The organism is Haliscomenobacter sp., from assembly GCF_965225875.1.
GTDB lineage: Bacteria > Bacteroidota > Bacteroidia > Chitinophagales > Saprospiraceae > Haliscomenobacter.
Genome location: NZ_CBDDBS010000002.1, coordinates 3,929,509 through 3,954,726, shown reverse-complemented (window position 1 = coordinate 3,954,726; position 25,218 = coordinate 3,929,509). Strand labels below are relative to the sequence as shown.

The following is a 25,218-nucleotide window of genomic DNA, read 5'->3' as shown; positions in this document are numbered from 1 at the left end:
AGAAAAATTAGTCGTTGCGCAAAGACTTAACGGGGTCGCTCAACGCAGCTTTGATGCTTTGAATACTAATGGTCAAAAAAGCCAGTGTTGCGGCACCTAGTCCAGCCACCAGGAACATCCACCATTGCGGGGAGATGCGGTAGCTAAAGTTTTCCAGCCACTGTTCTGAAAGATACCAGGCAATAGGTCCGGCAATCAAGGTTGCCAGAATCACCAGGCGAATGAAGTCTCGCGAGAGCAAAGCGGTGATGCTGCTGATGCTGGCACCCATTACTTTGCGGATGCCAATTTCTTTGGTGCGGCGTTCTACGGCATAGGTCGCCAGGCCGAACAAACCCAGACAAGCGATAAAAATGGCCAGGCTTGAACCCAATTGAGTCAGGCGATTCAAACGACTTTCGGCAGCATAAATGGCAGCAAAACGATCGTCCATAAACTCATAATCGAAGGGTTTGTCGGGGATGACTTTTTGCCAGGCTTTGGTGATGGCCGCCAGGTTGCTGGACAGGTCTTTGATGGATACTTTTACACTGATTGAAGTGGTCCAATTGCTGGCCCGCATGCACAAAGGTTCAATGTTTTGGTAAAGACTATTGAAATGAAAATCCTTGACCACACCTACCACCTGCCCCATGTCGGTCATTTCGGCATAGCGCATCTGTTTTCCGATGGCTTCCTGCGGTGTCCAGCCCAGTTGTTTGGCCAGGGTTTCATTGATCAGGTATTCGTTGCCTTTGGCTGGCCCTTCGGCGCTGATGCCCTTACCCGCCACCAGTTTCATGTGGTAAAAGTCCATGAAGTTTTGATCCACTGCAACCCTAGGAATGGAGATGTGTTCCATTTTGCCTGATTTGCCCTGGTATTTGACGCCATTTTGGGTCAGGCCATTGCCCAGCGTCTGATCCGATAATGCGACGGAGACTACCCCCGGTAATTTTTCAAATTCACTTTTTACCACTTGGCTTTTGAATATATTCGACAAGCCCAGATCGGCTACCATAATTTGATCGGTAGCATAACCCATATCACTTTTGAGCACAAAATTGAGTTGGCGCGAAGAAACCAGGGTACAGACCACCAATACGATAGCCGCAGTAAATTGCAAAACGACTAGCGCTGGAACCAGTTTGCTGCGCCGCATTTCCAGGCCTTTGCTACCCCGGAATATTTTTACTGGCAAAAAACGGGATACTACAAACGCGGGATAAGCCCCCGATACAACACCCAGGATCAGTACTGATGCCAGGATGGCCATTCCAAATCCCGGAGTCCACAAATACTTCAACGCTGCAACCGGATAATCTAGATCCCGCAACATTGGGCGCAGCAAAAAAATGATGCCCACTGAAAGCAGCAGTGCAAGGCTGGTCATCAGAAGCGATTCGTTTAAAAACTGCACAATGATGGACTGGCGGGAAGCGCCAATGGTTTTGCGCACCGCAATTTCACGACCTCTACGCCCAGCGATAACGGTCGAAAGGTTGGAATAATTGATACAGGCGATGAATAAAATAAACAGACCAATTGCCCCAAAAATCAACAAATAGGCTTGATCAAAGCGGGCATGGTTGCTCGCTTCACCATCTTGTAATTTTCCTGAACGCAAGTGTATGTCCTTCAAGGCCTGCAATTGGTGGCCTACCTTATCGGATTCTTGCATCCGCAACTTTAGCCGCTTGGGAATTGCTTTTTCCAATGCCGCTACATCTACTTTGTCACTGCGTACCGTCACATAGGTAATTGCCGCCTGGGCGTGCCAGTTGTTGACCATGTCAGGGTTCCAAACTGCCCAAAAAGGTAGGCGTTTGATGTGGAAAAGCAGATCAAATTGCAGGTGGGATTGGCTGGGTATTTCCGCCAATACGCCACTGACTTTAAACTGCTCTACGGTATCTTGGTTTTGCTTGAAAGGGTTCGCATAAGTTTTGGTCAGTACTTTGCCTAGTACATCGGTGTGGCCAAAAATCTCTTCAGCCTTCTGTTTGCTCAACACCACATTGTGTTCATCCGCAAAAACGGTACGAGGATTGCCAACGAGTAAGGGAAAATCGAAGACCTGAAAGAAGGTGGTGTCCACCGCAAAAACCTGGCGAATGGTATTGGTTTGCCCTTTGTAAGTGAGCACAAAGTTTTGGTCAATTGGAGACAGGCGAGTATAATTTTCAATTTCCTTTTCAAAGGTATTGGCCAAAAAAGGGCCCATTGGATAACTGCTGTATGGCCCTGTGCTTTCCGCCATGCCATCGTAACGAGAGATGGTATTCAGCCGATAAATGCGCTCAAAGCGGCTGTGAAAACGGTCAAAATCCCGCTCGTGCAACACCATCAAAAAGATCAGCGTGCAAACTGCAAAGCCCAATGCCAAACCTAGCAGGTTGATACCCGAAACGAGTCGATTGCGTTGCAGGCTTTTGAAAGCAAGTTTTAATGGATTATAGGCCATGAGGATAGGTGTTGAGAAGTTGAGAAGTTGAGAAGTTGAGAAGTTGAGGCTGCCGCAGCAGCTTGGACAATATCTCGTCTAAGTTTCTGCGGCAGCCTCAACTTCTCAACTTCTCAACCCAAAAATTATTCTGATTTCAACGACTGCACCGGATTCACCAGCGCAGCCCGAATAGCTTGTATACTTACTGTAATCAGAGCGATCGCAATGGCCATCAAACCTGCCACTACAAAGAACCACCATTCGATGTTGATGCGGTAGGCGAAATCTTGCAACCAACCTTGCATAACGTACCAGGCCAGCGGTGAAGCGATCAGGATGCCGATGCAGACCATGATGACAAAGTCTTTGGACAAAAGGGTCACAATACCCGCTACGGACGCGCCCAAAACTTTGCGTACTCCAATTTCTTTGGTCCGGCGTTCTGCGGTGAAGGCAGCCAGGGCAAAGAGCCCCAGGCAGGAAATAAGGATAGCAATCACCGAGAAGATGTTGAACATCAAGGCTGAACGCTGGTCTTTTTCGTAAAGTTTTTCGAACTCGTCATCCAGGAACTGGTATTCAAAGATGCGGTCGGGTACGTTTTGGCGCCAGAGGTTATTGGCAAAATCTACCGCTTTACTCGCATTTGAGCCCGTGGTTTTGATATACAATGTACTCCGCCAACTGGGGTCTCCATTGATGACCACGGGCGGGATTTTTTCATGCATGTCGCGCAAGTGGAAGTCTTTGACTACCCCGATGATTTGCCCCTTAATGCCATTGCCTTCAAAGCGTTGACCGATGACGGGTGATTTTAGGTTGCAGATTTTTACGGCTGCTTCATTGAGCACAAAATTGCTTTCGTCTGCTTTATTTCCTTCCTGGAACCAGCGACCTTCCAACAGTTTTAAGCCAAAGATCTTTTGAAAATTGGCATCTGCCGAAAATGGCGCAAAGGTTGGGTTTTCGTTTTCTTTACGGCCCTCCCATTCAAAATTGCCACTGCTGCTAGAGCCGTGATTGACAATGTTCGCAGAGGCCATACTGATGCCACTTACTGCTGGGTTGTTTTCCATTTCCCGCACCATCCGCTTCATGGTGTTTTCTCCGGAAGGGGTTCTGAGTAATTGCCAGGGGAAATTGATACGCATCACGTATTCCCGGTCAAAACCCAGGTTGGTATTCCGAATAAACTGCAACTGCTTGTAAATGGTGAGTGTACTTACAATTAAACCCACCGAAATGGCGAATTGCAAAACCGCCAAACCTTTCCAAAAGCCGGTTTTGTGTTTGCTCAAAAAATTGCTGCCCTTCATGATGTTGAGCGGCTGAAAGGAAGACAATAAAATAGAGGGGTAAATTCCGGTCAATAAGGTGACCAAGACCAGGACGAACAGAATGATTTTCCAAAGGTTGAAATCCAGGAGATCCAATTTGAAATTTTCACCCGTCAATTGATTAAAAAGGGGCATGCTGAGTTTGGTCATCAGTAAGGTGACCAGCAGCGCAACCGTACACATGGCCGCGGATTCCAACATAAACTGACTAAACATCTGCCCTTTGCTGGCGCCCATTATTTTTTGCACACCAATTTCTTTGCCCCTCTTACTGGTACGGGCAATGGACAAGTTGACGTAATTGATACAAGCAACCACCAGAATCAAGAGTCCGATGATGAAAAATATGCGAATCGTGCTGAAGTCGGTGGTACTGGCTTCCGTATTCATCACCGACTGGTCGAAGCGCATGTCCTTCATCGGTTCGATGGTGGCTACAATGGTGCTGTCATTCTTTTCTTTGCGTAAAATCCGGGTAATCTGCTTGCCCAGTTTTTTGGCATCCGTATCGGGGCGAAGGCGGGCGAAAGCGTTGTAGCTAAAATTGCCCCAGGTGTTGTCATTTCGCTGATTGTTGGGGTCACCTTGGCGCAAAGCCAGCGGAATCATCAGGTTAAACTTAAAACTGGAGTTGAGTGGATCGTCCTTTACGATACCTTGCACTACACATTCATTGGTGTCAACCCGCAACAACTGGCCGATGGGATCGGCGTCACCGAACAATTGGCGGGCAGTGCTTTGATTGAGGATGACACTTTTAGGGTGTTGAAAAAAGGCTTCGGAGCCTCCATCTACAAATTCGTATTTGAACAGTTTGAACCAGCTGGAGTCAATCGTAGCGCAACGCTCCACTTTGATCAACTGGTTTTTGAGCTTTACCGTAGCCTCTCCTGCCCCACCAGTAGACTGGGAAATCAATTCAATTTCAGCCAATTGGCTCCCCAGAATACCCGCCAATTTTAAAGGTACCGTATTCCAGTGCCAGGTCTCGGTATCGCTGATTTTGATGTGACTCTTGATGCGGTAAATGCGCTCGGCGTGATCGTGGTAGCGATCGTAACTCAGTTCATTGGTGACCCACATGCCGATGAGCAGGGCCCCAGTCATACCCAGAGACAATCCAATGATGTTGATCAAACCGGAAGTTCGATCCTTGAGGAAAGCGCGCGAGGCAATGCGCAGGAAGAGTTTGAACATGGCAGTCAGGTTGTTGGGGCACGCCCACGTGGGTGCCCAAATTGGAAATACCCGTAGGGGCATCCCTATGTGGGTGCCCAAAACGTAGGGGCATCCACCCAAGGATGCCCCTACGATTTACACATGAAAATTCTCCGTCACTACCTTGCCATCAAACAAGTTGATCACCCGGTGAGCAAAGCCAGAATCATGTGGAGAGTGCGTTACCATTACGATTGTGGTGCCTTCATTATTCAGTTCGCGGAGCAAGTTCATCACCTGCTCGCCGTTGGAGGAGTCGAGGTTACCCGTAGGTTCGTCCGCAAGAATCATCTTTGGGCTGGCCACTACTGCGCGGGCGATAGCGGTACGCTGTTGCTGACCACCTGATAGCTGCTGCGGGAAGTGATTGCGGCGGTGCATCATGTTCATGCGTTCGAGGGCTGCTTCGGCGCGTTTTTTGCGGTCGGCAGCAGGTACTTTGAGGTACAAGAGGGGCAGCTCCACGTTTTCATACACCGTAAGTTCATCGATCAGGTTGAAGCTTTGGAATACAAATCCGATGTTTCCTTTGCGCAATTGGGCGCGACTGCGTTCGGGCATTTTAGCGACTTCGGTGCCATAAAAATGGTATTCCCCAACTGATGGGTTGTCCAACAAGCCCAAAATGTTGAGCAAAGTTGATTTTCCACAACCAGAAGGGCCCATGATGGCCACAAATTCTCCGTCTTGGATTTCCAGACTAATGCCGTTTAGGGCGGTGGTTTCTACTTCTTCGGTAGTGAAAACCTTTTGTAGGTTGACGGTCTTTATCATTGATTTGAGGAGTGATGAGTGATAAGTGATGAGTGATGAGTGGTGAATTGTGCGGCTCGCGTTTCCAATTCATCACTCATCATTCATCATTCATCACTATTGACTAAAATTCGAGTACTTCGTTGTCACCAAAGGTATCGTAAGAGGAGGTGATCACCCGTTCGCCGGGTTTCAGGCCTTCCAATACTTCAAAATATTCAGGGTTTTTACGTCCCAGGGAGATCCGGCGGCGCACTGCGCGTTTGTCGCCCTTTTCCAGTACGTACACCCAGTTGCCACCCGTAGTGGAGAAAAATCCTCCGGTGGGCAGCAAAACCGCTTGAGTGGGTTGGCCCAATTGCAAACGAATGGTCACGGATTGACCCCGTTTGATGCCCTCAGGAGCACCTTGCATGAATTTCATGTCTACTTCAAACCTGCCACTGCGCACTTCAGGGTAAATCTTGATGATTTCGAGACTGAACGATTTGCCATTGAAATCAAAACTTCCTGGCAAGCCGCTGAATACCCGATTGATGTAGTATTCATCGATGGCAGCCCGGATTTTGAAGCCACTCAGGTCGTCAATCTGGCCGATGTTTTGACCCTGACTGATGTTTGAACCCACTTCCACATCCATTGATGACAAGAGGCCGGGTACAGGGGCCTTTACTTCGAGGTTTTCCAGGGTTTGACGCCAGAGCTCTACGTTTCTTTGGGTGCGCTCCAGGGTGCCTTCCAGCTGTTTGATCTGGATGACCGCGTTTTCTTCCTGGTACTTTTGCGATTCAATTGCAATTTCGCGTTGTTTAACCAGGCGTTCATAGTCGCGTTTGGCGCGCAGGTATTCTTGTTCAGAGACGACTTTATCGGCAAATAGTTGCTTGTTGCGGTCGTATAAATCTTTGGCTTGTTCAATTTGGAAGTCCAGCTCATTCAAACTACTGCGCAGGCTAAAACGCTCCACTTTGAGTCGTTGACGTGTGTTTTGCAGGTCGTTGACGAGGCGACTGGCCTCGGTTTCAGACTGCAAAAAGTTGAGTTTGAGTTGTTGGTTTTCCAACTTCAACAGGGTTTGCCCTTTGGTTACGGCATTACCTCCTTCTACCATTTTCTGAGTGACATAGCCCCCTACAACGGCATCCAGGCGGATGGTTTTGAGGGGTTGCACATTGCCCGTGATGGGAATGGTTTCATCAAAGGTACCATTCATGACCTCCGAGATGGTGAGTTTGTCTTGTTCGACATTGAGCGTGGTTTTGTGGTCTTTCAGCAATTGCCAGCCGAAAAAACCCACAAATGCGGCACCGAGTACAAAAAGTACAATTCGTTGGGTGGTCCAAAATTTCTTTTCAATCTTTCTATCCATGGTAATGTTTGGCTTGTTGTTCTCTTGGAATGATGGGTTTGTCACCATTCTTTGTCCTGTTCATGCAGATTCAAGCCTCATGCCAAAGTTGTAAAAATTTGAAAATCAATATCTTGAAATAGTCAAAAGCGAAATTTCTTGTTCAGAAGCGGACATAAAGTGTTCGAAAACGGACACCAATTAAAACCTGTTCTATTGCACTGACAAATATCACTTTTTTTTCGTACCTCCATCAGTTCCCCTCATGGCGATGCGGAACAACTTGTAACAAAAATCAAAGCAATGACCATCCAAATCAGTCCGAATGACCACATCAGCGATCTGCAAAATGCCTTTTCGGCGGCCTATCCACATTTGAAATTGCAGTTTTTTTCCAAGGCACATGGAGAAAGTAAGGGGAGTTTTGCCAAATTTATGATTCATGATCGCAACACCCAGTTGCGTGACCTCAATCCAGTGCTCCGGGCTAGCAGCATCAGTATTGCACCAGATACCATCACCTGGGCTTTAGAAAAAAACTTTGAAGAAGCTTTTAACTTGCACGTACAGGTATTTCGGCAATCGGGCTCCATCTGGCTGGAAACTTCGGTGAGCGATCACCTGACTTTGGCAGAACAAGAAGCAAAGGGGGCCAAAAGCAAACTTACTACAGAAGGTCAAACTACAGCTGAAGAGCAAAATGATTACCACGAGCAGGAGTAGTTTTTGTACAAAAAATTGCATCCTGCTAAAACCTGCTGTATTTTCGTGGTCGGCTAAATATATACTGAGTATTTCCTTCAATCTTCAAGCACGCCCATGCAAACCATCGAAATTAAAACCACCCAGAATGTTACCATCGAATACGAATTGGCCTCATTGTGGGAGCGGGGTCTGGCCACCTTTATTGACTTGATCATTATTGTGGTAGGCAGCGTGCTCGTGCCAGCGCTTTTGGGCCTGGCAGGTTTGTTTGCCCTGGTTCCATTTCAGCTGCTTTTTGCGCTGTGTTTCCTCAGTTTTTTCTTTGGCTATTTCTTTTTATTGGAAAGTATGATGGGTGGGCAAACTCTGGGCAAAAAAATGACCAATATCCGCGTCGTTCGGCTGGATGGTGAAATCCCTACTGTAAATGATTACCTCCTCCGAGCCGTTTTTCAATACGTAGACACCATTCTTTCGGGGGGCATTTTGGCAGCCATGCTGATCAGTTCCACCACCCGGCAGCAACGCTTGGGCGACATGACTGCAGGTACCACCGTTATCCGCAAACGCAACAACATCCGCATGCACCTGCGCAACATCCTCAATATTGACACTCTCGAAAGTTATGAGCCCGTTTATCCACAGGTAAAAGTGCTCAGCGAACAGGATATGCTCAGCATCAAACAGGTCATTAGCCGGGTACGCAAATACCCCAATGACGCGCACTGGGAAGTGGTGGAGTCGCTGGCAGCCCAACTTAGAGAGCACCTGGACATCCACGAAGTCCGCAAAAGTGACGACCTGGAATTTTTGCGCACCCTCTTGCGCGACTATATCGTACTTACCAGATAGTTTATATTTATTAACTCACATTACGCAGTTTTTAACCGCAGAGTTTCGCAGAGTGCACACAGAGTTTCACAGAGTTCCTTTTAGTTTTAAGGAGTTTGCCACCTGCGGTGGCGAGTGTTCGGGCACTACTGAAGTTTGATTTTTCCCTGCCGATTGCTGTTCAGTGCGGCCTCTGAGTACTCTTTGCCATCGAAGATGGCCTAACTCAAAAACTCTGTGAAACTCTGTGTGCACTCTGCGAAACTCTGCGGTTAAAAAACCAAAAGTTAAATAGAATAAAGCTATACACTTTAGCTGCACCTTATGAGAATCAAACTTGCGTAATGTGAGTTATTGCGATAGGATTGTATCTTCGCGCTTTAATTCAAATGGATGGCCAGAAAGAAAAAAGATGTAATCCTTTCCAATGTGCAGTTTTTTGGCATTGCTGATGAAGGGAAAGCGGTTGGTAAAACCGAGGACGGGCAAGTGGTATTCGCCAAAGGGGTAGTGCCTGGCGATAGTGCGGAAATTTTGGTGCTCAAAAAACGCAAAGGCCGCATCGAAGGGCTCTTGCAAGCCATCACGACCTATTCGCCCAACCGGGTTGAACCCGCCTGCCAACATTTTGGCACCTGCGGGGGCTGCAAGTGGCAAAACCTGGATTATGCCACTCAATTGCAACAAAAAGAAACGGTAGTAGAAAATGCCTTGATTCGTCTGGGCAAAGTGGAAGTGGGAGAATGGCTGCCCATTCTTGGTGCCGAAAATCCCTTTTACTACCGCAACAAAATGGAATTTGCCTTTTCTTGCAAAAAATGGCTGACCAATGCCGAGATCAAATCCGGGATCAGCAATGCAGCAGATGTGCTGGGTTTTCACCCCGCTGGAGGTTTTGACAAAGTAATCAACCTCGAACACTGCTGGCTCCAACCCGATCCTTCCAACGAAATCCGCAATACCGTACGCAGCATTGCCATTGAGCAGGGGCTGAGTTTTTACGATGTCAAAAAACACGAAGGTTTTATGCGCACCCTCATGCTGCGCATTACTACCTTGGGTGAAACCATGGCCTTGATTTCCTTTGGTGAAGACAATCCCGACTTGCGCAAACCCTTCCTGGAGGAAGTGCAGCGGCGCCTACCCCAAATCACTACCCTGTTGTACTGCATCAATCTCAAAATGAACGATACCATTTGGGATTTGCCGGTACACACCTGGTCGGGCAAGGGCTACGCCGAAGAACGCCTTGGGCATGTCGTTTTCCGCATTGGGCCCAAGTCTTTTTTTCAAACCAACACCCGCCAGGGCCAAAATTTATACGATGTTGTAAGCCGCTTCGCCAACTTACAGGGGCATGAGAATGTTTACGACCTGTACACAGGAATCGGCAGCATCGGTTTGTATGTAGCCAAAAACTGCAAACAAGTGGTGGGCATCGAAGAGGTGGCCGCGGCCATCGACGACGCCAAGGTCAACGCTCAGATCAACGGAGTGGACAATGTGCAGTTTTATGTAGGGGATGTGCGGGCCATTTTGACCGCCGATTTTGCAGCAAAACACGGCAAACCAGACCTCTTGATCACCGACCCCCCACGCGCAGGTATGCACGAGGATGTGGTGAATATGTTGCTTGAACTAGCCGCTCCCCGCATTGTGTACGTGAGTTGCAACCCGGGAACCCAGGCTCGTGACTTGGGCCGTTTGGCAGCCAAGTACAAAGTGCTAAAAGTGCAACCAGTGGATATGTTTCCACATACGCATCACATTGAAAGTGTGGCATTACTGGAACTGGTTTAGGAGTTGAGAAGTTTAGGAGTTGAGCTGACATTGTATTTAAATCGCTCGCGGTAGCCTAAACTTCTCAACCCCTCAACTTCTCAACTTTTTAACAACAATGACACTTTACGAACGCCTACCGAAGGAACTCGCCTCCTACCAAAAAATGATGGGGCAGGCAGCGGATACCATCATGGACGAAGACGTATCACGCTACCCAATTTTTGCAGTGCACCAACTGGAACTGGAATTGGGTATTCTTTTAATGCAGCGCAGTGAAAACGGCGCTAAATGGTCGATTCACGCTTCAACGCTGGAAGAAATGGTCACCAAAAAACTGGTACAAGCGGATCGGGTGGACGATTTCAGGAGGGTTTACAAAAATCCTCGCGAGTTTTTCTGCCTGTTTGTGCTCAGTGATCAAGGTGCCCAATTCATCTTTTTGCCGCGCGAAGACGACGTTTAAACCCAGCGTAAAATTTAACACATTATCAAAAGCCCGATTTATGAAAGTATTGATTTGTGAAAGTGAAGAAATATTACTGGCCGCCATTGAATTTCGTCTGAAAAAAATAGGGCTGGAAGTCATTTACAGCAAAAAGAGAGGCTCTATCTTGGAGGCGATCAGCCTGGAAAAACCCGACCTCATCATTGTGGATGCAGACATGGGCAAACAGGCGGGCTTGGAAATCATTCAACAAATCCAGGATCAGAATGCTGCTGCCAATATATTATTGTTGATTGACCCCGATGAAGAAGAACAAACCATTAAAGCGCTCAAAATGGGTATTGTAGATTTTTTGTCAAAACCATTCAAACCAGCCGAATTGATTTTACGGGTAAAAAAAGCACTCAACACCCTGTAATTCACATGGTAATGTGGAAAACCAGACGATTTTGTGGAAAAAAACCAGCCTCGCAAATAGTTAAGAGCATCCGCACAACGTTAATTTCATCCACAATCTTTGTAACTTTGTGCGACTCATGCTGTGGAGCAGTTGAATCAAACCATGAAGCAGCATTGGGTCTAATCATGGAAAACCTATGGAAAGTATCAGCGAGTGGCTACGAACAATTGGGCGTTACATTGGCCAAGGGCTTGATCCACTTTGGCAATCACTGCGCAGTGTGTTCATTTGGCCAATCACCTGGAAAGTTGCACTAGGCTATCTCACGGTTGGATTTGCGGGCATCGGCCTGGGTCTGGCTGTTCTCATCACCTTTGTAGCGGGTGGTTTTTTTGGCTACATTCCCCCCAAATCAGAATTGCGCCTGGTGCGCAACAGCACCGCTTCCGAAGTGTATTCCCGCGATGAGGTGTTGATTGGACGCTACTTCCTGACCAACCGGGTCAATGCCGAGTTGGACGAAATATCCGACACCCTGGCCAATGCGCTCATTGCCACCGAAGATGCCCGCTTTATGAAACACAGTGGCATCGACTTGCGGGCTTTGTTTCGGGTATTGTTCCGTTCCTTGATCCTCAATGAAGAATCTTCGGGTGGAGGTAGTACCCTGAGCCAACAGTTGGCCAAAAACCTTTACCCACGGCGCACTTACCGCGTTGCGACCATGCTCCTCAACAAAATCCGGGAGATGATCATCGCCCGCCGGATGGAGGATGTGTATACCAAAAAAGAATTGCTGGGCATGTACCTCAATACGGTGCCTTTCAGCGAAAACGTGTACGGCATCAAGGTAGCTGCACAACGTTTTTTCAATAAATCGCCTAAGGACCTAAAGATTGAAGAAGCTGCCATTCTGGTGGGCATGCTCAAGGCGACTACTTCGTACAACCCACGTACCAATACGGAAAAAGCCAAAGAGCGCCGCAATTTGGTCTTGGAGCGCATGCACAAGTACAAGTACCTGAGTGATGCAGAATTGGATTCTCTGGCTGGTTTGCCCTTACAATTGGAGTACGACTCTTTGGACGTGCAAAATGAGGGACTAGCTACCTATTTTCGTGAATTTATTCGCACGGAAATGGAAGGGGTACTCAAAAACTTCAAAAAAGCAAATGGCGAGCCTTACAACCATTATACTGACGGTTTGAAAATTTATACCACCATTGACGCACGTTTGCAAAAACATGCCGAAGATGCGGTTAACGAACAATTGCCAAAAATTCAACGTCGCTTCAACGGTGAATGGAGCAATCAGGATCCCTGGGAAGAGCCTGAAAATTTCCGTAAAATCCTGGAAGCAAATCCCATTTACCAGAGTTGGAAAGCCAAAGGTTACTCCCATCAGGGCATTGTAAACCGGATGAGTGAAAAATACCAGATGGAGCTGTTTGATTGGAAAAATGGCTCGATTCGCCGGGAAATGAGCCAGCTCGACTCCATCAAATATTACTTGCACCAATTGAATACGGGCTTGATCGCTGCGGACCCTGAAACCGGAGCCATTCGGGCCTGGGTAGGTGGGTTTGACCATCAATTTGTACAATACGACCACGTCAAATCGCGCCGTCAGGTTGGTTCTACCTTCAAGCCCATCCTGTATGCTCAAGCGGTGGAAAGTGGAATGGATCCTTGTAAGTACTTCCCGAACCAGCCCAAAATGTACCCTGAGTACGAGAACTGGCAACCCAAAAACTCCGACAACAGTTACGGTGGGGGGTACTCCCTCGAAGGTGCGCTGACCAAATCGGTCAACACGGTTTCGGTTCAAATCATCATGGAAACGGGCATCAACCCCGTGCGCAAACTGGCTGCCGATATGGGCATCAAAACCAAAGTACCTTATGCCCCTTCTATCGCTTTGGGTACCTTGGAAACCTCACTGATGGAAATGGTACAGGCTTACTCGGCTTTTGTCAACCGTGGCATCAAACGTCCTTTTTATTTCATCGAACGAATTGAAACTGCCGATGGCGAATTGATCGCCCAATTTGGTCCCAATAAAAATGTAGAGCCCGAAAAACGGGTACTCTCCGAACGCACCTCCGACATCATGCTCAAAATGATGCGCTCAGTTACCTCAGGAGGTACCGCCTCCAGTGTACGCTGGAAATTTGGCATCAATAGTGATTTCGCAGGAAAAACCGGAACAACCCAAAACCAATCCGATGGCTGGTTCATCGGCCTTACTCAAAAACTAGTAGCCGGGGTATGGGTAGGTGGCGAAAGCCCATTTATTCACTTCAAAAGTTTGGACTCGGGCCAGGGTGCGGCTACTGCGCTACCCATCTGGGGTTCCTTCATGAAGCGGGTGTACGAAGATCCAAAATTCAGTTCCTGGAAAGATGCAAAAATGGCGGAATTGCCCGACTCAGTAAAGTATCGCCTCAGTTGCGCCCATCGCATTTGGTATCCTTCAGACTCCCTCTTGTTGGATAGCTTGGCCCGCATGAAGGCGGAGTTGGAACAACTCAAGGCTGATAGTATAGAGATTGAATCGGATCAGACGCTTTCCCCCGAAGAGAAAAAAGAACAGCGCCGCAAACGTAGGGAACAGAAGCAGCTGGAAAAAATGATCAAGAAGGAAGAAAAGGAAGGTGAAACCGGAGAAAACGACGACAATTAGTGTTCTTTGATCCAGAACTTATAAAAATGGGTTTGAGGTAGTGCCTCAAACCCATTTTTATTTACAAAATCACTCAAAAAAGTACCCTTTGGGTCTAGTTCGTCGCCCCTGACAAAATCAGGATCGACTGGATAGCAGGTATATCGGATTGGTGGTGGGTGTCCCTATTCAAAAAATGAAGTCCCAGTCTGGTACTTCCAAAAAATACCAGATGCTACCACACTATTCGTCATTCGTCATTCGAAAAATTCGTCATTTGACAGCGCTCTCCAACAACCTCAGCGTCTTCGCCTCCGTATCCAACTCCGCCATCACCCCCAACGGCAAGGTACACTGCTGCGAAATGTGCCCAAAGGAAAGCCCATAGGCTGCCGGAACCGGGATATCTGCCAAACGATCAATTACCGTATCCTTCAAAGACAGGGAATTTTCCCCCTCATCCGGGTTACAACCATCAAAAATCCCCAGGGCAAAACCCGCAGCCTGGTGAAATTTGGCCGATTGCCGCAATTGGGTCAACATCCGATCTACCCGGTAAGGGCGCTCTTCGATGTCTTCCAAAAAGATCAGTTTATTCGTCGCATCCAGTTCAAATTCTGTACCTGCCATCGAGGCCAGGAGGGAAAGGTTGCCCCCTTGTAATTCGCCCTGTACCCGCCCTTTGTGCAGGGTGAAATATTTGTACAAATCATCCTCTGGTTCCAGGTAAGCCTCTGCCAGCGGAATGGTGTGTGGCGAACGCCCTTCCATCACCACGGCCCTGAAATGTTCTACCGAATAGGGATTAAAAGTAGAGGATGCCACCGGGCCATGAAACCCGATCAAGCCAGCTCGTTGCAAAAAAGCCAGGTGCAAGGCAGTGATATCACTGTATCCAATAAATACTTTCGGGTTCTTTCGGATCAGTTGATAATCGATGTAAGGCAGGAGCCGCGTGCAACCATAACCACCCCGGGCACACCATACTGCCTTGACTTCGGGATTGGCGAAAGCAGCGTGTAGATCTTCCAGGCGTTGAGCATCGGTACCCGCAACAAAACCGTATTTAGCGCGCATGTTTTTGCCGGGAGCAATGCGCAAGCCCAACTCTTCCAGGTTTTTTACTGCCTTTTCCAACCCGGAATCAGGAATGTAACTCCCTGGCGTGATCAGCGCTACCAGATCGCCTTCTTTCAAACGATGGGGTTTGAGCAAAGCTGGCCGTTCGGGGCGGCGATTGCTCTTTTGCCCATTCAAAACAAATGGCAAAAAAGAGCCCAAAGCTAAATTGCGGGTAAAAAATCGGCGATTCATAGCGCGTGTTTTTAAGCATTCCTATCGCAATATTGTTATTTTTGCTTTGAGTGGCAAATAAAATTACAAATCTATACTTACACTGATCCATGAGTGAATTTCGCCCCTGGCTAAAAAAATACCCACACGGGGTTGCAGCCAACATCAATACTGAGGAGTACGCAACTGTGGTCGACTTGCTGGAAAAAGCTTTTAAAAAGTACGCCAAAAATACCGCTTTCACTTGCATGGGGAAGTCGATGACCTATGAGCAAATCGACCGTTACTCCAGGGATTTCGGGGCTTATTTGTTGTCCAGAGGAGTAGAGCCCGGCGAAAAAGTAGCCATCATGATGCCCAATTTGTTGCAATACCCCATTGCACTCTTTGGCGCCATGCGGGCGGGTTTGGTAGTCGTCAATACCAATCCATTGTACACTCCCCGGGAAATGGAACACCAGTTCAAAGACTCCGGTGCTACTGCCATCATCATCGCCGAAAACTTTGCGGCCAACCTGCAAAAGATTTTACCCAATACCGCCATCAAAACGGTCATCACCACCAGCATTGGCGAACTCCTGGGATTCCCCAAAAAAGTAGTGGTCAACTTTGTGGTGCGCAACCTCAAACGGATGGTACCCAAATTCGAAATCCTCAATACGGTTTCGTTTACGGAGGCCCTGGCCCAGGGGAAAAAATTTCAGATTCCGCCCCATACCGGCAAACCCGATGATGTAGCAGTGCTCCAATATACCGGTGGCACCACTGGAGTATCCAAGGGTGCAATGTTGACCAATGGCAACCTGGTGGCCAATATGCTACAGGTGGCTGCCTGGTGCAAACCCTTTTTTAAGGAAGGCGAAGAGGTCGCGCTTTGCCCACTGCCCATGTACCACATCTTTGCGTTCACCGTCAATGTGTTGTCAATCATGAGTATTGGTGGGCAAAATGTGTTGGTGACCAATGCGCGGGATATTCCTTCGGTGGTCAAGGCCCTGCAAGCACACCCGATTACTTTGATTACCGGGGTCAATACTCTTTTTAATGCATTGACCAACAACGCGGAATTCCTAAAACTCGATTTCAGCAAACTCAAAGTAAGCGCCGGAGGTGGCATGGCTGTGCAAAAAGCCGTTGCCGAAAAATGGCAAAAAGTAACGGGTTGTTACCTGGCGGAAGGATACGGCATGACTGAGTCTTCACCCGTTGCAACCAGCAACCCTTACGATGGTTCGGGTAAAATCGGTTCCATCGGCATTCCCCTACCTTCCACCGATCTGCGCATCGTAGATGACCAGGGCAACGTGGTTGGTCCCAACCAAATTGGCGAAATCCAGATCAAAGGCCCCCAAGTCATGAAGGGCTACTACAACAACCCTGAAGAAACGTCCAAGACCATTGTGGATGGTTGGCTGATCACTGGTGATATTGGTTTGATGCACGAAGATGGCTACTTCCAGATCGTCGACCGCAAAAAGGACATGATTCTTGTATCGGGCTTCAATGTATTCCCCAACGAGGTGGAAGATGTCATTGCCGCACATCCCAAGGTATTGGAAGTCGCCGCAATCGGTGTTGAGGATGCAAAATCGGGTGAAGCGGTGAAAGTATTCATTGTCAAAAAAGACAAATCACTCAGCAAGGATGAGATCATTGCCTACTGCAAAGAAAACCTGACTGCATACAAGGTGCCTCGGATGGTAGAGTTTCGGGATGAACTGCCCAAGACGAATGTGGGAAAAATTTTGCGCCGTGCCTTAAAAGATGCCTAAGCTTTTGTTCCTTAATTGGTTATAAATACATTAACTAATGAGGGCCCCTTATAAACCAAAAACCATGAACCGATTTATCTTATTCCTATGGGTTTGCTGTTGGCTTACTCCTCTTGTTTTGTTGTCCCAAATCACTGGGAGCGACGGAAAATTGCTGCGGATTGATACGTATCGGAACTACAAGATGCTTGATTCTACTGCGTTTCAACGCGTACAATACGATTACCCCATTCCAACCCAACGCATCGAAACAAGCTATCAATTTGAAGCAGGATTATGGGTAGCACAAACCCGTTTCAATTATACTTTTGATGCTATGGGTAGGACCTTAGAGACCATTTTGGAGCGCTACGATCCGGGCGCGAAGGTTTTTTACCCTCAAATTCGAACCCAAAATTTTCCGCAGGGTAATTCCCTCAGTCTGGCTGATTCGGTATTCACCTACAGTTGGTCCGACAGTCAACAAGCCTGGGAGCTGTCGATTGGCCAAAGGAATCGTTTTAACGCACAAAACCAGTTGATTGAAACCATAACTTCTATTGCGTTTTCCGGGCAAAATTTTCGCAACCGCGATCTGAATTTTTATGACGCCAGTGGCAACAATATCCGAATCGAAAACTACACTTTCCTCAATGGACAATACACTAAAACGGGTTTTACCGTTCAAGTTTTTGACAATATGCAGTTGCGCAGCAGTACCCGTTATGCTCCCGTTCCGCCAGCCGATTCTGTGCCTCTGAGCAGAACCCTCATTACCTACACGCCCAATAAACTCATCAGTAGCACGGAAGGATTTACTTGGGATATTGTAGCCAAAGAATGGAAAAAAAGCAGTAGCACCGTATATACCTACAATGCGGAACAACAAGTCCAATCCCAAGTGACCACACTGAGTACCGCAGCAGTGGAGCAAAAAAGCCGGGCTGATTTTTATTATACTGCAAATGGGCAGATTGCCCGCGAGGAAAGTTACCAAGGCAGCGGAACCCCCACCGAATGGAGCCTGGATAGCAAAAAGTTTTATTACTACGACCTGGCTTCTTCTTTGCGAGAACCCTCCCTTGCTCCGAAATCGTTTAAAATCAGTCCCAATCCCAGTGCCGATGAAGTCCGTTTGGATTTGCCTTTGGGTTCCAGTTTCCAGGTCTTCAATGCCAGTGGGCAGTTGCAGGTCTCGGGTATCATGAATGGTCAAAAGGCGCTGGATATCCGCAACTGGGACAGTGGAATGTATTGGGTTGTGGCACGAAAAGGCACTGAGGTTTTGCTGGGAAAAATCATCAAACCCTAACTAAGGTGCGCCTTAGGTGCCTCAGGGTTCTTAGGTGGTGAAAGATTTTTTTCTTTTTCACCACCTAAGAATCCTAAGGTACTCAAGGGGCACCTTAGAAGTTATATCGGGTTTATTTTTTATCTACTTTAATCCTTTGCTCCCGATTTGCCAACTCCCAGGCAGTGTGAAACACCAAATTTCCAATCTTAACCATTTTGTCAAAATTGATTTTATCTGGAGTATCGCTGGTGCGGTGGTAATCCGGGTGCACGCCATTGAAGTAAAAAATGGCTGGAATACCGTTTTTGGCAAAGTTGTAGTGATCCGAACGGTAGTAATAGCGGTTGGGATCTTTTTCGTCGTTGTATTTGTAATCCAGCGTCAGCTTGGTGTAAGTTGAATTGGCTGTTTCGTTGATTTGGTGCAATTCCGAACTCAAACGATCGGCACCAATCACGTAAATGTAATCGGGATTGTCTTTGTGTTCGGCATCTACTCGGCCTACCATGTCTACGTTGACGTTGGCTACCGTTTTGGCCAAAGGGTAAATCGGGAACTGAGCGTAGTACTGCGAGCCCAACAAGCCCTTTTCTTCGCCCGATACCAGCATACACAACACACTGCGCCGGGGGCCAATTCCTGCTTTTTTGGCCTCAGTCATAGCCTGGCAAATTTCAAGGACAGTGGAAGTTCCCGAAGCGTTGTCGTCAGCCCCTGGATACATGTCATCGCCGCGTTTGCCCAGGTGATCGTAGTGCGCGGTGACGACTACGTATTCATCCTTGAGTTTTGGGTCCGTGCCCTCAATGAAACCCAATACATTGGCCCCTTTGAGTTGGCTGTAATTTTTTTCAGCGATGATGTTCACCGCACACTTGAATTCCACGTTGCGCGGTTTGCCTTTGCTTTCAATTTTGTCGCGGGCACTGGTGATTTTCCCCACCATTTTGCCAAACATACTTTTGGCCAAATCCGTAGTGATGAAGTAATTGGGCGCAAAATTGTTTTCAGGATCTTCGTCCTTGGCCATATCCATGCGCGAATTGAGGATGGCTTTGCGCGCTTCGGCTACATTTTCCTTGAACTTGCGGTCGATGATGAACAACGCCGCAGCACCATTGGCCTTGGCCGCACGGGCTTTTTTACGCCAATCGCTTGCCCACTCGGAAGCCGTGCTGTTACCAGTGATGGTGGATTTGCCCCCTTTCATTGGCTCACCGTCGTATACCACAACCAGTTTGCCTTTTACATTGACGCCCTTATAATCGCTGTATTCGGGGGCGTCGATACCAAAGCCCAGAAAGATGGCATCTTCAAATTTGGCCTCGAACTGCTTGGGATTGGTAGCAGGGTAAGTATAATAATCCCAAAGGTGGCGCAGGTCTTTATCCGCGTCTTTCATCTCGATTTTGCGCCAACTTTGATTTGTAAAAGTGATAGATTGGAAATACCCGCCATTTTCACCTACTGCGGGCAAACCCCAGGATTTCATCTGCGCAGCGATGTAGTCAGCTGCACGGCGCTGACCTTCCGTACCGGTTTCGCGTCCTTCAAATTCAGCCGAGGTGAGTTTGAACAAATGCTGGCGCAGGTCATCCGCACTGATTGTGTTGGCAAAACGTTGGGCGTTCTGGTCCATTTGTGCCCGCAGGGCTATGCCCAAAAGCAAGAGCAAACTGAGAACAAGTGGTTTTTTCATACTACTTTTTATTGCGTACTGTTTTGAATAGCACAGTTTGATTGGTGTATACCATTGATGTTGAACAATGGGTGATTGTGGGAACGAAGATAGGTATTTGTGGGAATTTCGAAGGATTGAGCACTGATGTGACCGCTACCATACAAGTTTTTGAAATGAACTGGATTTTTCTAATCCTCTTCTTCTCCTTCCACCACAATCCCGTACTTTTCCAATCGCCGATACAAGGCAAAGCGGGTTATGCCCAGTGACCTGGCTACTTTGGACAATTTATTCTGGTGGAAAGCCAGGGCTCGTTTGATCATTTCCAGTTCCATTTCCTCCAGGGTCATGCTGCCTACCTCGGGAAATTTTGCACTGCTTTTCGTACTACTACCTTGTGTTTGAAGGTTTTTTTGGAAATCCGCGATCCCCAATTCATCCCCGGTGCTCAACAAAACGCTGCGTTCCACCAGATTTTTCAGTTGCCGGATGTTGCCCGGCAAAGGCAGGTTTTTCAGCCATTGCAGCGCCTCTTTGTTGACGTACAAGTTGGGACGCTGGTAAAGGGTTTTGAGGTTGTTGACAAAAAAATTGACCAGCGCCGGAATGTCTCCGGGGCGCTCGCGAAGGGCAGGCAATTTAACCGTGATGAGATTGATGCGGTAAAAAAGGTCTTCGCGGAAGGTACCTTGGGCCACCATTTCTTCCAGGTTGCGGTTGGTGGCACAAACGATCCGAACATCCACCGTTTTGCTGCGGCTACTCCCCAGTGGCTCAAAAGTGCGGTCTTGCAGCACCCGCAGGAGTTTGACCTGACTGGCCAAATCCAGATCCCCAATTTCATCCAAAAAAATACTGCCCTTGTGCGCCATTTCAAATCGACCAATTCGGTCCGTTTTGGCATCTGTAAAGGCGCCGCGCACGTGGCCGAACAGTTCACTTTCAAACAAGCTGGATGATATTCCGCCCAGGTTAACTTTGACAAAAGGCGCCTTGTTGCGCTTGCTGTTGAGGTGCACCGCTTCGGCAATGAGTTCCTTTCCGGCACCACTTTCCCCGGTAATCAGGACTGGGGCATCGGTAGGCGCTACCCGGGCAATTGATTCAAGCAATTCCAACAATTGAGGGTCTTCACCCACAATGTTTTCAAAATGGTACTGCTCATCCAGGCGTTTGCGATTGGGTGATTGAGGTTTGGATTGAGCCAAATTGAGAATGGTGCGCACCGACTGCAACATGGCCTCATTCTGCCAGGGTTTGGTCATAAAATCCGCCGCTCCAATTTTCATACCTTCAACGGCCAATTCAATAGTTCCCCAACCAGTGAGCAAAATAACGGGCAGGAGCGGCTGCAAGGCTTTGATTTTCTGAAGTGTATTTAAACCTTCCGTTCCTACCGTTTCGATGGAAAAATTCATGTCCAGAATGGCCAGTTGGGGTGTATTTTTTTTCAAAAAAGCCAATGCTTCTTGAGGAGAACTGGTAGCATGTACATCGAAACCCTCTTGTTGAAACAGGAGCGACAAGGAAGTTTGAATCGCATGATCATCGTCAATCAGGAGGATCAAGGTGGATCAGGATTTAAAAATGAGTACAGGAATATTGACTTCTTCGATGATTTCGTGTGCCAGCCCACTGCGGAAAATGCGATCCCAAAAACCTTTGCGGTGGGCAGTCAGGGCAATGAGGTCGGCTTTTACTTCTTGCATGTAGCTTTCGAGATGGTCCATGATGTCCTCACCTTCCAGGATGGAAAACCCCACTTGACGGTCTTCGTTGTCTTCCTCCAGCGCCCGCATGATTTTTTCCATTTGTTGTTTGGCCCAGGCTTTCTCAGCGGGGTCATCATTGACATGGACGAGGTGTAAGTGGGCATCCAAAGCCTGACACCAGGCAACCATTTTTTCAATGGAAGCCAAATTGGCCACATCAAAATCCGTGGCGTACACCACACTCTGAATGGGCGAAAATTTGGCACCAGGGGGAGTCATCAGCACTGGGGCTTCCGAAAAGTTGATCATTCGAGCAGCTAATCCGCCAAAAATTCGGCCAGCTAGTCCCATCCGATTGCGCATCCCCATGATGATGAGGTCTGCATCGTACTGCTTGGTGAGCGTTTCTATACTATCTCCCAATCCGCCGCCCGCAACTATTCCTCGAATGGGTAACTTTTGATCGGCTGGAGTGAGATTGGATTGAATGAATTGCCGCAACTTTTGCAGTTCTTCGACTTGCTCCTTGTCTTCAATTTCACTCAGGTCCTCAGTGTCTTCCTGCACCGCAAAGTCAGCACCGTCTTTAATGTGGGCGATGTATAAGTCGTTGTGCAAATGGCGAGTCAGATGCAAGCCGTACAAAAAAGGCTGAGCACTATTTAAATGATAATCAGTAAGACATAAAATGGAGTCCATTGAAAAGGGTCTTTTATTCTGCTTTTTCAGCACTTCGACTTCGCTCGGTGACCCCCTCGACTTCCCGGATTGAATCTTTTACCTCTTCCCTGCGCTGCCGCAAAACTTCGGGCAAAGAAGGAAGAATCCCGGCTGCCAGAGAAAGTGCAATAACTGCGAGCGATAGCCATTCTGGTAAATCAATGTGGTGCACCAAAAACATCTTAATGCCCACAAAAGCAAGAATGACCACGAGGCTATAACGCAGGTATTGGAACTTGTCGAGCATGGAAGCCAAAACGAAATACAAAGAACGCAGCCCTAAGATAGCAAAAATATTGGATGTAAATACCAGAAAAGGATCAGTGGTAATGGCAAAGATGGCCGGAATGCTGTCGAAGGCAAAAAGAACATCCGTCGTTTCTACCACCAAAAGGGCAATAAACAAAGGGGTTGCCGCTGTGGCGCCGCCAATTTTTACAAAAAACTTTTGATCGTGAAAACGATCGGTAACCGGAAAAAAACGTTTGGCTAAAGCCACCAAAGGGTTTTTATCTACCTCAACATCTTCATCGTGATCTTTTTGGACGAACATCCGATAGGCAGTGTACAAAAGAATACCACCAAAAATATAAGTAATCCAGCTAAAGCGGTGCAAGAGCGCCGCACCTATCACAATCATGAGGCCCCGGAAAATTACAGCACCGATGATCCCCCAAAACAATACCCGGTGTTGATATTGCTGTGGAATCCGAAAGTAGGCAAAGATGACTGCGATGACAAAAATGTTGTCGATGCTCAGTGATTGTTCTACCAAATAACCCGTCAGGTAAGTGATAACCGCTTTTTGGCCCGAAAATGGAGCGCCATTTTCATGAACCCAGTGATTTTCGTAAGCGAAGTAAATGAAGATGCTAAATAAAAGGGAAAATGAAACCCAAACCCCTGTCCAACGAAAAGCTTCTTTGGCACTGATGTTGTGCGCATCTTTATTAAAAACGCCCAAATCCAGAGCGAGTAAGGCTGCAACCAAAACTAAAAAGCCAATCCAGATTAACATAATTTCAAATTCTGTTGATGGTAAAGCAAATGCTAGGCTAAAGGGCGATAAAGAACAAGGGGGTATTTTGCCCCACTACTAAGGTAATGATAGTAGTTTTTCCATACAATGATTTCTTACGAAATACAAAGCCTTCATTCAACATCCTAAAGAGGGAAGGAGTTCAGGGAAAAAAAGAAGGGCAATCGAATGGATTGCCCTTTTGGTCGAAATTGTGAGGTCGGAAGCGGATTTGAACCGCTGTACGAGGTTTTGCAGACCTCTGCCTAGCCGCTCGGCCACCCGACCCTGTGGTCGTCAAAACGCGCGATCGCGCTTTGGAGTGGCAAAGATAGGTGAACTAGAAATGCTGTGCAAGTACTTGTGAGAAAAAAATGATCACTTATTTTTTTATCGCCCCTCACACTACACTGAATTCCCTAACCTTTGCCATTTCTTTTTGTAGATTCTGATAATTCCCCTCTGAAAGTGGTACCAATGGAATCCGCACTTCCTTGTTGCACAAGCCCAAAATTTCCATGCCTGCTTTCACCCCAACCGGATTATTCTCGATGTACAACCAGGGGTGAATGTCCAGCAACTCGGCATTCAGCCGGGCCGCAGTGGCAAAATCCCCGTCCAGCGCGCTGCGCACCATCGAGGAAAATTGAGCAGGATACATATTGGCGATCACCGAAATGGCCCCATCACCCCCACAAGACATCATCGGCACGGTGAGTGCATCTTCGCCTGAAATCACCGCGAAATGCTCGGGGCGGTGTTTGAGGATTTTCATGGCTTGTTCCAAATTCCCAGAGGCTTCTTTCACCCCTGCAAATTTGTCGCTGCTTTCCGCCAGGCGGATGATGGTTTCGGGTTTAACGTTGCTACACGTGCGCCCCGGGACATTGTAAATGATAATAGGCACTGGTGAAATCCCGGCGATCTGCATGTAGTGCTGGAAAATCCCTTCTTGTGGCGGTTTGCTGTACGCCGGGCTGCTCGACATGATGGCGTCGAAGCCTTCCAGATTGTAATTGCGGATCTTTTCTACCAGTGCCTCCGTAAAATTGCTGCCGAACAGACCGGCAACCAGCGGCTTGCGCCCCTTCACCACTTTGATGGTAAAATCAAATACCTCCCGACACTCCTTGCTGCTGAGCGTGATAGCCTCTCCGGTGGTGCCCAGCGACACAAGGTAGTCGACGCCCCCCTGGATGACATGCTCAATGATGGTTTCGAGGGCATCGTAATCTACTGCTTTGTTGCGAAAAGGGGTAATCAGTGCTACACCCGTTCCTCTAAACTTTGCTAGCCCCATGTTTGATATTTGTCTTGGTCAACAACTGCTCCATCTCGCGGATGAAGTCCATCACACTATTTTTATTGCGTACATCGATCATCAGATCGTAGCAGTAAATGTTATTCGTACTCGGGCCAATTTTAAGGTGGGCATTGGCTAGCGCCGAAATGTACTCCACATGCTGATTGGTCAGGGGGTTGAGCGTAATTAGGATGTCGTAGGCGCCTTGCAAAAAGCTTTCTACACTTTTCCCTCCAGGGCGCAAAGCCCAGTCGATGTTTTTGCGGTTGAAATAGCCAAAGGTGAAGTCGGGGCTGTCCTGCTTGCTGTCAAAAAAGCCGAGGAGCTTTACCTTTTTGCCTAGTTTGCTCAGTTTTTCGGCGTAGCTGAGCGCGGTTTGCCGTTTGTCGTTGTCGGTAGCGTCAAAAATGAGGCCAACGGTTTGGGCTTCTTCAAAATTCACCCTTTTGCGCTGCTGCACTTTTTGTAGTTGCAGTTTGCTTTTGAGGGTGTTGTTGCGAAAATAGTTTTGAATATTGCGAATGATGTCCATTTGTTTTG

At 47.7% G+C, this 25,218-nt stretch carries 19 protein-coding genes and 1 tRNA gene; 8 read left to right on the top strand and 12 right to left on the bottom strand.

Annotation, left to right across the window (positions count from 1 at the left end; genetic code table 11):
• Positions 1-7: 7 nt before the first annotated feature.
• The 4 genes from ACO08K_RS18115 to ACO08K_RS18100 form a co-directional block, all read right to left on the bottom strand.
• Positions 8-2,443 carry an ABC transporter permease gene (locus ACO08K_RS18115; RefSeq protein ID WP_421797820.1) on the bottom strand — a complete coding sequence of 812 codons (2,436 nt, stop codon included), beginning with the start codon at positions 2,441-2,443 and terminating at the stop codon, positions 8-10.
• Between the two features lie 125 nt (positions 2,444-2,568).
• Positions 2,569-4,959, bottom strand: a complete 2,391-nt coding sequence (locus ACO08K_RS18110) for an ABC transporter permease (protein WP_421797819.1) — start codon at positions 4,957-4,959, stop codon at positions 2,569-2,571.
• 117 nt (positions 4,960-5,076) lie between these two features.
• Positions 5,077-5,754: an ABC transporter ATP-binding protein gene (locus ACO08K_RS18105; protein WP_320031896.1), complete on the bottom strand. Its 678-nt coding sequence runs from the start codon at positions 5,752-5,754 to the stop codon at positions 5,077-5,079.
• A 103-nt stretch (positions 5,755-5,857) separates the two neighbouring features.
• Positions 5,858-7,102 (bottom strand): efflux RND transporter periplasmic adaptor subunit, encoded by a 1,245-nt coding sequence (locus ACO08K_RS18100; protein WP_421797818.1) that lies wholly within the window; start codon positions 7,100-7,102, stop codon positions 5,858-5,860.
• Positions 7,103-7,384: 282 nt separating this feature from the next.
• Here ACO08K_RS18100 and ACO08K_RS18095 point away from each other — a divergent pair, with 282 nt between their 5' ends.
• The 6 genes from ACO08K_RS18095 (at position 7,385) to ACO08K_RS18070 (ending at position 13,927) form a co-directional block, all read left to right on the top strand.
• The gene (locus ACO08K_RS18095; RefSeq protein ID WP_421797817.1) at positions 7,385-7,804 is read left to right on the top strand and encodes a hypothetical protein; all 420 of its coding nucleotides are present in this window, start codon (positions 7,385-7,387) and stop codon (positions 7,802-7,804) included.
• 96 nt (positions 7,805-7,900) lie between these two features.
• Positions 7,901-8,638 carry an RDD family protein gene (locus ACO08K_RS18090; protein WP_421797816.1) on the top strand — a complete coding sequence of 246 codons (738 nt, stop codon included), beginning with the start codon at positions 7,901-7,903 and terminating at the stop codon, positions 8,636-8,638.
• A gap of 372 nt (positions 8,639-9,010) precedes the next feature.
• Entirely contained in the window at positions 9,011-10,417 is a 1,407-nt protein-coding gene (gene rlmD / locus ACO08K_RS18085) for a 23S rRNA (uracil(1939)-C(5))-methyltransferase RlmD (protein ID WP_421797815.1), read from the top strand.
• Between the two features lie 97 nt (positions 10,418-10,514).
• Entirely contained in the window at positions 10,515-10,862 is a 348-nt protein-coding gene (locus ACO08K_RS18080) for a hypothetical protein (RefSeq protein WP_421797814.1), read from the top strand.
• Positions 10,863-10,902: 40 nt separating this feature from the next.
• Positions 10,903-11,262, top strand: a complete 360-nt coding sequence (locus ACO08K_RS18075) for a response regulator transcription factor (protein WP_421797813.1) — start codon at positions 10,903-10,905, stop codon at positions 11,260-11,262.
• 178 nt (positions 11,263-11,440) lie between these two features.
• Positions 11,441-13,927 (top strand): penicillin-binding protein 1A, encoded by a 2,487-nt coding sequence (locus tag ACO08K_RS18070; protein WP_421797812.1) that lies wholly within the window; start codon positions 11,441-11,443, stop codon positions 13,925-13,927.
• A 252-nt stretch (positions 13,928-14,179) separates the two neighbouring features.
• On the opposite strand, the gene ACO08K_RS18065 is transcribed toward ACO08K_RS18070, so the two are convergent.
• On the bottom strand, positions 14,180-15,220 hold the full coding sequence (locus ACO08K_RS18065; protein WP_421797811.1) for a S66 peptidase family protein: 1,041 nt from the start codon (positions 15,218-15,220) through the stop codon (positions 14,180-14,182).
• An 89-nt stretch (positions 15,221-15,309) separates the two neighbouring features.
• Between ACO08K_RS18065 and ACO08K_RS18060 the strand changes: the two genes are divergently transcribed.
• Together ACO08K_RS18060 and ACO08K_RS18055 are read left to right on the top strand one after the other, a co-directional pair.
• A complete protein-coding gene (locus ACO08K_RS18060; protein WP_421797810.1) occupies positions 15,310-16,971 on the top strand; it encodes an AMP-binding protein in 1,662 nt (553 codons plus the stop codon).
• 64 nt (positions 16,972-17,035) lie between these two features.
• Positions 17,036-18,262, top strand: a complete 1,227-nt coding sequence (locus tag ACO08K_RS18055; RefSeq protein WP_421797809.1) for a T9SS type A sorting domain-containing protein — start codon at positions 17,036-17,038, stop codon at positions 18,260-18,262.
• Between the two features lie 112 nt (positions 18,263-18,374).
• Here ACO08K_RS18055 and ACO08K_RS18050 read toward each other — a convergent pair whose 3' ends face one another.
• The 7 genes from ACO08K_RS18050 to ACO08K_RS18020 form a co-directional block, all read right to left on the bottom strand.
• Complete coding sequence (locus tag ACO08K_RS18050) at positions 18,375-19,943, bottom strand: M28 family peptidase (RefSeq protein ID WP_421797808.1); 1,569 nt, start codon at positions 19,941-19,943, stop codon at positions 18,375-18,377.
• Positions 19,944-20,113: 170 nt separating this feature from the next.
• Positions 20,114-21,493, bottom strand: a complete 1,380-nt coding sequence (locus tag ACO08K_RS18045; RefSeq protein WP_421797807.1) for a sigma-54-dependent transcriptional regulator — start codon at positions 21,491-21,493, stop codon at positions 20,114-20,116.
• A 6-nt stretch (positions 21,494-21,499) separates the two neighbouring features.
• A complete protein-coding gene (locus tag ACO08K_RS18040) occupies positions 21,500-22,336 on the bottom strand; it encodes a universal stress protein (RefSeq protein WP_421797806.1) in 837 nt (278 codons plus the stop codon).
• A gap of 13 nt (positions 22,337-22,349) precedes the next feature.
• Positions 22,350-23,375, bottom strand: coding sequence for a TerC family protein (locus tag ACO08K_RS18035; protein ID WP_421797805.1), 1,026 nt, complete (start codon positions 23,373-23,375; stop codon positions 22,350-22,352).
• A gap of 217 nt (positions 23,376-23,592) precedes the next feature.
• Positions 23,593-23,663 (bottom strand) — tRNA-Cys (locus tag ACO08K_RS18030).
• A gap of 112 nt (positions 23,664-23,775) precedes the next feature.
• The gene (dapA, locus tag ACO08K_RS18025; RefSeq protein ID WP_421797804.1) at positions 23,776-24,675 is read right to left on the bottom strand and encodes a 4-hydroxy-tetrahydrodipicolinate synthase; all 900 of its coding nucleotides are present in this window, start codon (positions 24,673-24,675) and stop codon (positions 23,776-23,778) included.
• Positions 24,656-25,210 carry a DUF6913 domain-containing protein gene (locus ACO08K_RS18020; protein WP_421797803.1) on the bottom strand — a complete coding sequence of 185 codons (555 nt, stop codon included), beginning with the start codon at positions 25,208-25,210 and terminating at the stop codon, positions 24,656-24,658. The genes dapA and ACO08K_RS18020 overlap by 20 nt, the downstream gene beginning before the upstream one ends.
• Positions 25,211-25,218 lie beyond the last annotated feature (8 nt).

What these genes read in the sequence shown, in the direction of transcription:
- ACO08K_RS18115 (WP_421797820.1), bottom strand. Translation starts at nt 2,443, where the DNA reads ATGGCCTATAATCCATTAAAACTTGCTTTCAAAAGCCTGCAACGCAAT.
- ACO08K_RS18110 (WP_421797819.1), bottom strand. Translation starts at nt 4,959, where the DNA reads ATGTTCAAACTCTTCCTGCGCATTGCCTCGCGCGCTTTCCTCAAGGAT.
- ACO08K_RS18105 (WP_320031896.1), bottom strand. Translation starts at nt 5,754, where the DNA reads ATGATAAAGACCGTCAACCTACAAAAGGTTTTCACTACCGAAGAAGTA.
- ACO08K_RS18100 (WP_421797818.1), bottom strand. Translation starts at nt 7,102, where the DNA reads ATGGATAGAAAGATTGAAAAGAAATTTTGGACCACCCAACGAATTGTA.
- ACO08K_RS18095 (WP_421797817.1), top strand. Translation starts at nt 7,385, where the DNA reads ATGACCATCCAAATCAGTCCGAATGACCACATCAGCGATCTGCAAAAT.
- ACO08K_RS18090 (WP_421797816.1), top strand. Translation starts at nt 7,901, where the DNA reads ATGCAAACCATCGAAATTAAAACCACCCAGAATGTTACCATCGAATAC.
- rlmD (WP_421797815.1), top strand. Translation starts at nt 9,011, where the DNA reads ATGGCCAGAAAGAAAAAAGATGTAATCCTTTCCAATGTGCAGTTTTTT.
- ACO08K_RS18080 (WP_421797814.1), top strand. Translation starts at nt 10,515, where the DNA reads ATGACACTTTACGAACGCCTACCGAAGGAACTCGCCTCCTACCAAAAA.
- ACO08K_RS18075 (WP_421797813.1), top strand. Translation starts at nt 10,903, where the DNA reads ATGAAAGTATTGATTTGTGAAAGTGAAGAAATATTACTGGCCGCCATT.
- ACO08K_RS18070 (WP_421797812.1), top strand. Translation starts at nt 11,441, where the DNA reads ATGGAAAGTATCAGCGAGTGGCTACGAACAATTGGGCGTTACATTGGC.
- ACO08K_RS18065 (WP_421797811.1), bottom strand. Translation starts at nt 15,220, where the DNA reads ATGAATCGCCGATTTTTTACCCGCAATTTAGCTTTGGGCTCTTTTTTG.
- ACO08K_RS18060 (WP_421797810.1), top strand. Translation starts at nt 15,310, where the DNA reads ATGAGTGAATTTCGCCCCTGGCTAAAAAAATACCCACACGGGGTTGCA.
- ACO08K_RS18055 (WP_421797809.1), top strand. Translation starts at nt 17,036, where the DNA reads ATGAACCGATTTATCTTATTCCTATGGGTTTGCTGTTGGCTTACTCCT.
- ACO08K_RS18050 (WP_421797808.1), bottom strand. Translation starts at nt 19,943, where the DNA reads ATGAAAAAACCACTTGTTCTCAGTTTGCTCTTGCTTTTGGGCATAGCC.
- ACO08K_RS18040 (WP_421797806.1), bottom strand. Translation starts at nt 22,336, where the DNA reads ATGGACTCCATTTTATGTCTTACTGATTATCATTTAAATAGTGCTCAG.
- ACO08K_RS18035 (WP_421797805.1), bottom strand. Translation starts at nt 23,375, where the DNA reads ATGTTAATCTGGATTGGCTTTTTAGTTTTGGTTGCAGCCTTACTCGCT.
- dapA (WP_421797804.1), bottom strand. Translation starts at nt 24,675, where the DNA reads ATGGGGCTAGCAAAGTTTAGAGGAACGGGTGTAGCACTGATTACCCCT.
- ACO08K_RS18020 (WP_421797803.1), bottom strand. Translation starts at nt 25,210, where the DNA reads ATGGACATCATTCGCAATATTCAAAACTATTTTCGCAACAACACCCTC.